The following is an 11232-nucleotide window of genomic DNA, read 5'->3' as shown; positions in this document are numbered from 1 at the left end:
GGCCCCTCCAGCGTTCCCGCCTTCGGTGAAGCGGTGTTTAGGCCCGAGAACAAATGCACGCAACAAGAAAATGACGGGTCACAGCGATAAAACTGCAACTCATTGATTTAGCGTTGCAATTTAAGGGATGCTAAAGCACCCCCAAGAACTGCCATCGATCTACGGTTCCACAAAAGCATGGAATCATGTCGGGGCGATGACGGAATCAGGGTGAATCACAGGGGCCTGGATCCATTCAGCCCTGAATTTCGGCAAGGATGCCTGCAGGGGCGGCAGTTTCGGAACGCGAAAGGGGCGCAGCTTTCGCTGCGCCCCTTGAAAAATTGGTCCTGATACGAAGATCAGCGCTTCGAGAACTGGAAGCTGCGGCGGGCCTTGGCCTTGCCGTACTTCTTACGCTCGACGACGCGGCTGTCGCGGGTCAGGAAGCCTGCGGCCTTCAGTGCGGCACGCAGGTGCGGCTGGTGCAGTTGCAGTGCCTGGCTGATGCCGTGCTTGACGGCGCCTGCCTGGCCCGACAGGCCGCCGCCCTTGACGGTGGCATGCACGTCGTACTGGCCGACCACGCCCGCAACCTCGAACGGCTGCTTCAGGATCATCTGCAGAACGGGACGCGCGAAATACGCGTTGATCTCTTTGCCGTTCACTAGGACCTTGCCCGAGCCCGGCTTGACCCAGACGCGTGCGACGGCGTCCTTGCGCTTGCCGGTGGCATAGCTGCGGCCTTGGCTGTCGATCTGCGGCTCGCGGTTGATCGCGGCGTCGACGGCTGCGGCGGGGGTGCCCGACACGGCGGACTTCAGGTCGTCCAGAGTTTTGATGTCGTCGGCCATGATCATGCGCTCCGGGTGTTTTTCTTGTTCAGGACTTTGACATCCAGAACTTCGGGCTGCTGGGCCTCGTGCGGGTGTTCGGCGCTGGCATAGACGCGCAGGTTCGTCATCTGCTGCTTGCCCAGCTTGTTGCGGCTGATCATGCGCTCGACGGCCTTGACGACCACGCGCTCGGGGTGCGCGCTTTCCAGGATCTGGCGCGCGGTGCGGTGCTTGATGCCGCCCGGGTGGCCGGTGTGCCAGTAGTACTTCTTGTCTTCACGCTTGTTGCCGGTCATCTGCACCTTGTCGGCGTTGATGATGATGACATTGTCGCCCATATCCATGTGCGGCGTGAAGGTGGGCTTGTGCTTGCCGCGCAGGCGGCTGGCGACGATCGTGGCGAGGCGGCCCAGAACGACGCCCTCGGCGTCGATCAGGATCCACTTCTTCTCGATCTCCGCCGGTTTCGCGGTATAGGTTTTCATCTGTCGTCCCTTCAGGGTCGTAATCGTAAGAGATGGCGGTATATCGAAGATTGCCCGCCATCCGTCAAGTGCAGCGAAGCCCGATTAAGGACGCCAAATCAATGGCTTGAAACTTAGGTATCTGAATACCCCATCACACGGCACGGAAATCGCTGGATTTCGGCGGAATCGAATAGGTCATCGAACAGCGTGCGACCGGATCCGCCACCCCTTCGGAAAAGATCAGTGCCTCGGCCACCGCCAGCACGCGGCCCAGCTTCAGCATCCGGCATTCCGCCAGCAGATCGACCCCTGCCGCGGGCTTGCGCATGAAGTCAATCGACGCGTTCGTCGTGACGGCCAGCCCGACCGGGCCGATCCGCGCCAGGATCGCGCAATAGATCGCCAGGTCCGCCAGCGCGAACATCGACGGACCGCTGACCGTCCCGCCCGGCCTCAGATGATCGTCCCCCGTGATCAGGCGCGCGGTCAGCCCCGTCGCCGTCACCGACTCCACCCGATAGCTGCCGGCCACCTGCGGAAAGTCCCGCGCCAGGAACGCGTTCAGCGCATCCTTGTCCATCACGATCGTCATGCTTTCCCCCCGATGCGTCCCGGCCTAGGCTTTCGCCAAATTTGGGAGGATGCAAGATGGACGACCTGCTGACGCGACACGACCTTGGGCCCGTGACCCGCCTGACGCTGTCGCGGCCCGCGACCTACAACGCCCTGTCGCTGGAGATGATCGAGGCGCTGATCGCGGCCCTTGCCCGGATCGACGACGAGACGCGGGTCGTGATCCTGGCGGCCGAGGGCAAGGCCTTCTGCGCCGGCCACGACCTGCGGCAGATGCAGGCGATGGCTTCGGACCAACTGGCGCATCTGTTCGACCGCTGCGCGCAACTGATGCAGATGATCCCCGCCCTGCCCCAGCCGGTCATCGCCCAGGTTCAGGGTGTTGCCACCGCGGCGGGTTGCCAGCTGGTCGCGTCCTGCGACATGGCGGTGGCGGCAGGCGGGGCGCGCTTCGGTGTCAACGGGGTTTCGATCGGTCTGTTCTGCGCCACGCCGATGGTGGCCCTGACCCGCGCCATCCCGCCCAAGGCCGCGTTCGAGATGCTGACCACCGGCGACTTCATCACCGCCCCCCGCGCGGCGGAGCTGGGCCTGGTCAACCGCGTCGTCCCCGCCGCGGATCTGGAGGCAGAGACGATGCGACTGGCCGACAGTATCGCGGCCAAGCCGCCCCAGGTGATCCGCATGGGCAAACGGGCCTTCCACGACCAGCTGGGACAGGGAGCCGCCGCCGCCTATGCGGCCACGGCGCAGGTCATGTGCACGAATATGGCCCTTCCCGAAACGGTCGAGGGGATCGGCGCCTTTCTGGAAAAGCGCCCGCCGAACTGGGCCTGACCGTCAGGCCCCTGCGGCCAGTGCCTGGACCAGCGCCACGAAATGCTCTCCGCGCTTTTCGAAGTTCGGATACTGGTCAAAGCTGGCGGCGGCGGGAGCAAGCAGGACGGTGTCGCCCGGCTCGGCCTCGGCCGCGGCACGGGCGACGGCCTGCTCCATCGTGTCGGCGATCTCGTACGGGGTCTGGCCGATCTCCAGCGCAAAGTCGCGCGCGGAATGGCCGATCAGATAGGCCTTGGCGACCGCGCCCAAATGCGGCTGCAGGGCCGCGATGCCGCCCTCCTTGCCCAGGCCTCCGGCGATCCAGCGGATTCGCGGAAAGGCCTGCAGCGCCTTGGCGGCGGCATCGACGTTGGTGGCCTTGCTGTCATTGACATACCGGACGCCGTCGATCTGGGCGACCGTCTGGCTGCGATGCGGCAGGCCCGCAAAGCTGTGGAACGCGGCCTCGATCTCGCGCGGCGCCAGGCCCACCGCGCGGCAGGCGGCATAGGCCGCGCAGGCGTTCTGGTGGTTGTGCGCACCGGGCAGGCCCTGCATCGCGCGCAGGTCGATCGACGCCGCCTGCCGCCCCTTGCGGTATTCGGACAGGAAACCCTTGCGCGCAAAGACCGACCACGCCGCCCGGTCCAGCTTCTGCCCCGACGACACCCGGATCACCCTGTCGTCGGTGGGGCCCATCGACAGCTGGTTGGCCAGATACGACCCCTCGGGTTCGTCGATTCCAATGACGGCCCGATCCGGACCGCCCTCGGAGAACAGCCGCCGTTTTGCCGCGAAATAGCCGCCCAGGCCAGCATGGCGGTCCAGGTGGTCGGGCGACAGGTTGGTCATGACCGCCACGTCGGGCGTCAGCGCCCGCGCCAGTTCGGTCTGATAGCTGGACAGTTCCAGCACCACGACCTCTGCCTCGACCGCTGGCTCCAGCGACAGCACGCCCGTGCCGATATTGCCGCCCATCTGCGTGGGTCGGCCGCATTCCTCCAGCACGTAATGGATCAGCGCGGTGGTCGTCGACTTGCCATTCGACCCGGTGACCGCAATCACTCGAGGCGCGCGGTCGAACTGGTCCCAGTCGCGGGTCGCATAGCTGCGGAAGAACAGGCCGATGTCGTTATCGACCGGAATGCCAAGCTGCCATGCCATCGCGATGGCCGGGTGCGGACGGGGATACAGATGCGGGATGCCGGGGCTGACGATCAGCATCGCGATGCCCTGCCAGTTCGCCTCGCGCGTCAGGTCAAGGATGCTCAGGCCATCGGCCTGGGCCGCGTCGCGCGTATCGACGCCGTCATCCCAGGCCACGACCCGCGCCCCGCCCGCGGCCAAAGCCGCGGCGGTCGCCTTGCCGGACCGGCCAAGCCCCAGCACCGCGACGGTCAGTTCTTCGACGCCCTGAACGGGGATCATGGGTTGGCTCCTTGCGAAAACGGGACGGTATCAGCGCAGCTTCAGCGTCGCCAAGCCGATCAGCGCCAGAATCAGCGCGATGATCCAGAAGCGGATGACGATCTGCGCCTCTCCCCACCCCTTCTTCTCGAAATGGTGGTGGATGGGGGCCATCAGGAAGACCCGCTTGCCGGTCCGCTTGAAATACAGCACCTGGATGATGACCGACAGGGCCTCGACCACGAACAGGCCACCGACGATGGCCAGCACGATCTCATGCTTGGTGACGACGGCGATGGCGCCCAGCGCGCCGCCCAGGGCCAGCGATCCGGTATCGCCCATGAACACCGCAGCCGGCGGGGCGTTGTACCACAGAAAGCCCAGTCCCCCGCCGATCAGGGCGGCGACAAAGATCAGGATCTCTCCGCTGCCGGGAACGTGGTGGACGCCCAGATATTCGGTGAAGTCGACGCGCCCCACCGTATAGGCGATGATGCCCAGGGTGCCCGCGGCGATCATCACGGGCATGATCGCCAGCCCGTCCAGACCGTCGGTCAGATTGACCGCATTGGCCGCGCCCACGATCACGATCATCGCAAAGGGCACGAAGAACCAGCCCAGGTTGACCAGGACATCCTTGAAGATCGGCAATGCCAGCTGGTTGGTCAGCCCCGCGGGATGCAGCAGCGACGCCGCGATCCCGGCGCAGGCCGCGATGCCCAGACCCAGCAGCATCCGCATGCGCGAACTGACGCCCTTGGTGTTGTGCTTGGTCACCTTGGCATAGTCGTCGGCAAATCCGATCATCGCAAAGCCCGCGGTCACCAGCAGCACGATCCAGACATAGCCGTTGTCCAGCCTCGCCCACAGAAGGGTCGAGAACAGCAGCGCCGACAGGATCAGCAACCCGCCCATCGTCGGCGTGCCCGCCTTGGCCAGGTGGCTCTGCGGGCCGTCGTCGCGGATCGGCTGGCCCTTCTTCTGGACGCGGCGCAGATAGTTGATCAGCGGCCGTCCGAAGATGAAGCCGAAGAACAGCGCGGTGAAGAACGCGGCCCCCGCCCGGAAGGTGATGTATCGGAACAGGTTGAAGAAATCCCCGCCCTCGGACAGGTTGCTGAGCCAGTAGAGCATGGCATTATCCTTTGTCTTGGGCGGCACCGGCGCGCAGCGCCTGGACCACCATCGAGATCCGTGAGGATTTCGAGCCTTTCACCAGCACGATGTCGCCGGCGGAAATCAGTTTGTCGGGTTGGGCGGCCAGTTCGGCCGCCGTTTGCGTCCATTGCCCGCGCTTGTCCGCAGGCAGGGCCTCGTGCAGGTGCCGCATCAGGGGGCCGGCACAATGGACCAGGTCAATTGCGGCCATGGAGGGATCGTCGGCCACGGCGCGATGCATCGCGACCTCTTCCGTGCCCAGCTCCAGCATGTCGCCCAGAATCGCCACCCGGCGGCCGCCCTGCAGGCCCGCCAGCGTGGCAAGCCCCGCGGACAGCGATGCCGGATTGGCGTTGAAGGCGTCGTCGATCAGGCGGATGCCGCCCAGCGTCTCGACCGCGCCGCGCCCCTGCGGGGGGTGCCAGTCGGACAGATGTGCCGCCGCCTGCGCAAGGTCGGCCCCCGCCGCCGCCAGCGCGGCCAGCACGCCGACGGCGTTCATCGCGAAATGCCGCCCCGTGGTGGGCAGGGTGAAGGCCAGCGTGTCGCCCATGATGCGGGCATGGCAGGACAGCGCCCCGTCCTGCGGCACGATGCGCAGCGGACGCGCCACGCCATGTTCGCCAAAACCCACGACCACCGCGCCGGCCCGGTCCGCGCAATCGCGCAGGATCTGGGTCACGGGCAGATCCTCGGGCAGGATCGCGTGACCTACGGGTTGCAGCCCCTCGAAGATCGCACCCTTTTCGCCGGCGATGCCTTCGATCGCGCCAAAGGCCTCCAGATGGGCGGCGGCCACCGTGGTGATCAGCGCCACATGCGGCCGCGCCATGCGCGACAGGGGCGCGATCTCTCCGGGATGGTTCATGCCGATCTCGATGATGGCGAAATCGGTGTTTGCGGGCATGCGCGCCAGGGTCAGCGGCACGCCCCAATGGTTGTTGTAGCTGGCCTCGGCTGCGTGGATCACGCCCTGCCCCGCCAGCGCGGTACGCGCCATCTCCTTGGTCGAGGTCTTGCCGACCGACCCGGTGATGGCGATGACCCGGCCCGTCATGCGGGCGCGGCCCGCCCGGCCCAGATCCTCCAGCGCGACCAGCACGTCGGGCACCACTAGCAGCGGCGCGTCAGACGCCACGCCGTCCGGGATGCGGCTGACCAGCGCGGCGGCCGCCCCCCTGGCCAGGGCCTGCGCCACGAAATCATGCCCGTCGCGGTCGGCCTGCAGCGCGACGAACAGATCGCCGGGGGCGATGGTGCGCGTGTCGATGGACACGCCCGAAGCGGCCCATGCGGCCGTCACCCGCCCGCCGGTGGCGGCTGCGGCGTCATCGGATGTCCAGAGTGTCATATCCGCCCGTCCAGTGCCGCCACCGCGACCGAGGCCTGTTCGGCATCGTCGAAGGGATAGACGTCCTGCCCCACGATCTGGCCGGTCTCATGACCCTTGCCGCAGATCAGCAGCGCGTCGCCCGGTTGCAGCGCATCGACGCCGCGGAGGATCGCCTCGGCCCGGTCGGCGATCTCTGTCGCGTCGGGGCCCGCGCTGGCCATGACGGCGGCACGGATCAGGGCCGGGTCCTCGGTCCGGGGGTTGTCGTCGGTGACGATCACCACATCGGCATGATCGCGCGCGGCCTCGCCCATCAGCGGGCGCTTGCCCCGGTCGCGGTCGCCGCCCGCGCCGATGATGCAGACGATGCGCCCCATCACATGCGGGCGCAGCGATTGCAGCGCGGCGACCACCGCGCCCGGCTTGTGGGCGTAATCGACAAAGACCGCCGCACCGTTCTCGCGCTGCGCGACCAGCTGCATTCGGCCCCGCACGGTGGTCAGCTGCGGCAGCACGCGCAGGATGTCGTCGGCGCTGTCGCCCGAGGCCAGGCACAGGCCCATCGCCGCCAGCACGTTTTCCGCCTGGAACCCGCCGATCAGCGGCAGCCGCACCAGATGCGCCCGCCCCATCACCGAGAACCGCAGATCCTGCCCCGTCGCGTCATAGCGCTGGCCCAGGATGCGCAGCATCGCGGCCTCTCCGGTGCCGACGGTGGTCAGGGCCAGGCCGCGATCGGTCGCGATGTCGGCCATCTGGCGTCCGCGCTGGCTGTCGATGTTGATGACGGCAGCGGCTCCGTCCTCCAGCACGCGGTTGAACAAAAGGGCCTTGGCCGCGAAATATTCGTCAAAGCCCGCGTGGTAATCCAGGTGATCCTGGCTGAAATTGGTGAAGGCCCCGGCCTCGACCCGCACCCCGTCCAGGCGGCGCTGATCCAATCCGTGGCTGGAGGCCTCCATCGCGGCATGGGTGACGCCCGCGGCGACCGCCTCGGCCAGGACGCGGTGCAGGGTCAGCGGATCGGGGGTGGTATGGGCAAGCTTCGCCTGGTGATCGCCCTCGACCCCCATCGTGCCCAGGCTGATCGCCTTGTGGCCCAGCGCCTGCCAGATCTGACGGGTGAAGCTGGCCACGCTGGTCTTGCCGCTGGTGCCGGTAACGGCCACGACATGGTCGGGCTGATCGGCGAACCACAGCGACGCGGCGCCGGCCAGGGCTGCGCGCGGATCCTCGGCCACGATCAGCGCCCCGTCCCAGCCCGACAGGACGTCGGCGGCGATCTCGGCGCCCTGACGGTCGGTCAGGACGGCGGCGGCCTGCATGCGCAGCGCGTACTGGATGAATTCGCCGCCATGGACGGCCGATCCCGGCAGGGCCGCGAACAGGTGCCCGGGCTTGATCGTGCGGCTGTCGATGGACAGCCCCGTGATCCGCGGGTCACGCCCACCGGGGGCGCGCAGCCCCAGCTGCGACAGCGTCACGTCGTCCTTGTCCACAGTCCCACCCGTCATTGATTTGCGACGAGCCTTACCGCAGCCTCCTCGTCGGGTTCAACACGCGGTTCGAAGCGCGCGGTGATCGTCGGCAGGATTTCGTCGGTGATCGGCTCCAGCCCCAGCAGCGGGCCGATGCGGCGGACCATTTCCGCGGCGACGGGCGCGACGGTATGACCTGCGGTACGCACCGCAGTCCCGTTGATGGTGGTTGACGGCTCGTCCAGCATGGTGATGAGGACGTATTTCGGATCGCTGGCCGGAAAGACCGACGCAAAGGTCGCGATGATCTTGTTCTCGTAGTACCCGCCTGCGGCCCTGGGCTTGTCCGCCGAACCGGTCTTGCCGGCGACCTCGTATCCCGGAACCTCGGCCTGGCGGGCGGTGCCGCGGGTGACGACCTGGCGCAACATGTCGACAGCCATCGCGGCGGCACGGGGCGACAGCACCTGTTCACCCTCGGGGCGTTGTCGTCCATGCACCAGCGTAGGTGTCACGCGCTTGCCGCCATTCGCGATCGTCGCATAGGCGGCCGCCAGGTGCAGCGGACTGGCCGCCAGCCCATGGCCGAAACTGACCGTGGCCGCGGTGACGGCGGGCCAGCGCGTGGGCACCAGCGGCTGACCGGTGGGGGCTTCGACCATCTCGATGGAGGTCGGCACGAACAGGCCAAGCTTTTCCAGGAAATCCTTCTGCCGCTCGGGCCCGATCAGCTGCGCGATGCGCACCGTTCCCACGTTCGAGGACTTCACGATGACGTCCGTCACGCTCAGTTCCTTGCCGTAATTGTGGAAATCGTTGATCAGGAACCGACCGATCCGCATGGGTGCTGCAGCATTGATGCCCGACGCGGGGTTGACCAGCCCCAGGTCCAGCGCCTGCGCGACCGGGAAGATCTTGAAGGTCGAACCCAGCTCGTACTGGCCCTGGACGGCGCGGTTGAACAGCGGACTGTCCGACGGCTCTCCGGTCAGCAGCGGGCGTGGGCGATCATTGGGGTCGAAATCGGGCAGGCTGGCCATGGCCAGGATCTCTCCGGTCTCGACCTCCATCAGGATGCCGGTCGCGCCCTTGGCGTTCATGACGTTCATGCCCGAGGCCAGCACGTCCTCCATCGCCTGCTGCAGCGTCAGGTCGATGGACAGGGCCAGCGGCGCCCCCTCGTTGCCGGGATCGCGCAGCCAGGCGTCGAACGCCTTCTCGACGCCTGCGACGCCGATGACCTCGGCGCTGTTCACGCCTTCGCTGCCGAAGCCGGACCCGCCCAGGATGTGGCTGGCCAGGTCGGCATTGGGATAGATGCGCATCTCTCGCGGGCCGAACAGCAGGCCGGGCTCGCCCAGGTCGTGAACGGCCTGCATCTGCTCGGGGCTGATCTTGCGCTTGATCCACATGAACTTGCGGTTGCCGGTGAAGTCGCGGGTCAAGCGCTGCACGTCCAGGTCGGGGAATATCTCGGCCAGGCCCTGCGCGGTACCGATGGGATCGACCATCTGGTGGGGATGGGCATAGACCGAATGGGTCAGCAGATTCGTGGCCAGCACCCTGCCCCGCCGGTCGGTGATGTCCGCCCGCTGAGAGATGATCTGCGACGACAGCACCTGCGCCCGCGGTTCTGCCGCCGCGCTGGAGGCGAGCGTTCCCATGCGCACCGCGACCGTGCCGAAGGCCAGCATAAAACAGCCCGCCATGACGATCAGCCGACCTTCGGCGCGCCTGCGGGCGCGGTCCTGGATCTGTTCGTGACGGCGGCGGCGGTTCTCGGCCTCGATGTCGTCGGGGTTCTCGCCGCGCTCGCGCGCTCTCAGGATGCGGGCCAGGGGGCGCAGGGGGGTGCGGATCATGGCTGAGGCTCCTCGGCAGGATCGGTTTCGGGCAGAAGGTCGGTGACCATGTCGGCCGACGGCGGGGGCGGCTTGGGATAGTCGATGTGGTCCAGGTCCAGGAACTGCCCCGATTCGACCGGACCCAGTTCCAGCCGGTCGAAGTTCAGGTCGACCAGCTGGCGCAGGCGGTCGGGGCGGTTCAGGAAGGCCCATTCGGCACGCAGCACGCCCAGCTCCTCGCGCAGGCCCGCGATCTGGCGCTGAACCTGGGACATCTCTCCGATGGCGGCCTGGGTGGCATAGTTCTCGCGATAGGCCCAGAAGGCCAGTCCCATCAGCATCAGCACGCAGGCCAGACAGGTCAACGACCGCATCACGCAGCTCCCGGAAGATGCGGCATGGCCAGCGACCGGGCATCGACCGCGCCCGCCGCAGCGTCGGTCCGCACGGCCACGCGCAGCAAGGCTGAACGCGCACGCGGGTTCACGTCCAGCTCCTCGGGATCGGGACCGATCGCACGGCGGAAGGGCAGGCGGAAGGCGGGCTCCACGACCTGCGTGACCGGCGCATACCGGTTGCCGCCGCCGCCCGCATCGGACCGCGCCTGCATGAAGCGCTTGACGATCCGGTCCTCCAGCGAATGAAAGCTGACGACGGCCAGTTGGCCGCCCGGCTTCAACGCGCGTTCGGCGGCCGACAGGCCCGCGACCAGCTGACCGAACTCGTCGTTCACCCAGATGCGGATCGCCTGAAAGCTGCGCGTCGCGGGATGGCTCTGCCCCGGCTTGGCGCGCGGCAGGCAGCCGGTGACCACCTGGGTCAGCTGCGTGGTCCGGGTCAGCGGGCGCGCGGCCACGATGGCACGCGCGATGCGGCGCGCGGCGCGCTCCTCTCCGTAATGATACAGCACGTCGGCGATCTCCGATTCCTCGGCGCTGTTCAGAAGGTCCGCGGCGGACGACACATCGCCGCCCATCCGCATGTCCAGCGGCCCGTCCCGCATGAACGAGAACCCGCGATCCGCCTGGTCCAGCTGCATCGAGCTGACGCCAAGGTCCAGCACCACCCCGTCCAGCGGCTGACCGGCCAGGACGTCCATGTCGGAAAACGTACCCTCGACCAGGCGCAGGCGGTCGCCGTACTGGCCGCGCCATGCCTCGGCCATGCGAAACACCGACGGGTCGCGGTCGACGCCGATGACCAGGTCGGCCCCCGCATCCAGCAGGCCTCGGGCATAGCCGCCCGCGCCGAACGTGCCGTCCAGCCAGACGCCCCCGATGGGTGCGGTCGCGCGCAGCAGCGGCGCCAGCAGGACCGGAATATGCGGATACGCCATGC

General features: G+C 67.5%; 11 protein-coding genes. 1 reads left to right on the top strand and 10 read right to left on the bottom strand.

The features are described 5' to 3' along the window. Positions 1–341: 341 nt before the first annotated feature. The 3 genes from rpsI to FHD68_RS07430 form a co-directional block, all read right to left on the bottom strand. The gene (rpsI, locus tag FHD68_RS07440) at positions 342–833 is read right to left on the bottom strand and encodes a 30S ribosomal protein S9 (protein ID WP_045982905.1); all 492 of its coding nucleotides are present in this window, start codon (positions 831–833) and stop codon (positions 342–344) included. Positions 834–835: 2 nt separating this feature from the next. Continuing rightward, the gene (gene rplM / locus FHD68_RS07435) at positions 836–1300 is read right to left on the bottom strand and encodes a 50S ribosomal protein L13 (RefSeq protein ID WP_042248180.1); all 465 of its coding nucleotides are present in this window, start codon (positions 1298–1300) and stop codon (positions 836–838) included. A 133-nt stretch (positions 1301–1433) separates the two neighbouring features. Then, on the bottom strand, positions 1434–1874 hold the full coding sequence (locus FHD68_RS07430) for a PaaI family thioesterase (protein WP_045982892.1): 441 nt from the start codon (positions 1872–1874) through the stop codon (positions 1434–1436). A 56-nt stretch (positions 1875–1930) separates the two neighbouring features. Here FHD68_RS07430 and FHD68_RS07425 point away from each other — a divergent pair, with 56 nt between their 5' ends. Next, positions 1931–2692: an enoyl-CoA hydratase gene (locus tag FHD68_RS07425; protein WP_127899073.1), complete on the top strand. Its 762-nt coding sequence runs from the start codon at positions 1931–1933 to the stop codon at positions 2690–2692. Positions 2693–2695: 3 nt separating this feature from the next. On the opposite strand, the gene murD is transcribed toward FHD68_RS07425, so the two are convergent. The 7 genes from murD to rsmH are packed head-to-tail and all read right to left on the bottom strand — an operon-like array spanning position 2696 to position 11230. Then, on the bottom strand, positions 2696–4102 hold the full coding sequence (gene murD, locus FHD68_RS07420; protein ID WP_127899074.1) for a UDP-N-acetylmuramoyl-L-alanine--D-glutamate ligase: 1407 nt from the start codon (positions 4100–4102) through the stop codon (positions 2696–2698). Between the two features lie 30 nt (positions 4103–4132). After that, positions 4133–5215 (bottom strand): phospho-N-acetylmuramoyl-pentapeptide-transferase, encoded by a 1083-nt coding sequence (mraY, locus tag FHD68_RS07415; RefSeq protein WP_046001410.1) that lies wholly within the window; start codon positions 5213–5215, stop codon positions 4133–4135. 4 nt (positions 5216–5219) lie between these two features. Continuing rightward, positions 5220–6590, bottom strand: coding sequence for a UDP-N-acetylmuramoyl-tripeptide--D-alanyl-D-alanine ligase (locus FHD68_RS07410; protein WP_127899075.1), 1371 nt, complete (start codon positions 6588–6590; stop codon positions 5220–5222). Beyond that, complete coding sequence (locus FHD68_RS07405) at positions 6587–8086, bottom strand: UDP-N-acetylmuramoyl-L-alanyl-D-glutamate--2,6-diaminopimelate ligase (protein ID WP_205963156.1); 1500 nt, start codon at positions 8084–8086, stop codon at positions 6587–6589. Before FHD68_RS07405 ends, FHD68_RS07410 begins: the two co-directional genes overlap by 4 nt. After that, the gene (locus FHD68_RS07400; protein WP_045982887.1) at positions 8083–9912 is read right to left on the bottom strand and encodes a peptidoglycan D,D-transpeptidase FtsI family protein; all 1830 of its coding nucleotides are present in this window, start codon (positions 9910–9912) and stop codon (positions 8083–8085) included. Before FHD68_RS07400 ends, FHD68_RS07405 begins: the two co-directional genes overlap by 4 nt. Beyond that, the gene (ftsL, locus tag FHD68_RS07395) at positions 9909–10268 is read right to left on the bottom strand and encodes a cell division protein FtsL (RefSeq protein ID WP_045982886.1); all 360 of its coding nucleotides are present in this window, start codon (positions 10266–10268) and stop codon (positions 9909–9911) included. Before ftsL ends, FHD68_RS07400 begins: the two co-directional genes overlap by 4 nt. Further along, positions 10268–11230, bottom strand: coding sequence for a 16S rRNA (cytosine(1402)-N(4))-methyltransferase RsmH (gene rsmH, locus FHD68_RS07390; RefSeq protein ID WP_127899076.1), 963 nt, complete (start codon positions 11228–11230; stop codon positions 10268–10270). The genes ftsL and rsmH overlap by 1 nt, the downstream gene beginning before the upstream one ends. Positions 11231–11232 lie beyond the last annotated feature (2 nt).

Origin of the sequence: Paracoccus marcusii, from assembly GCF_006151785.1 — a bacterium.
Classification (GTDB): domain Bacteria; phylum Pseudomonadota; class Alphaproteobacteria; order Rhodobacterales; family Rhodobacteraceae; genus Paracoccus; species Paracoccus marcusii.
Note: the sequence above shows the minus strand (reverse complement) of the source record. Positions and strands in the feature narration are given on the sequence as shown.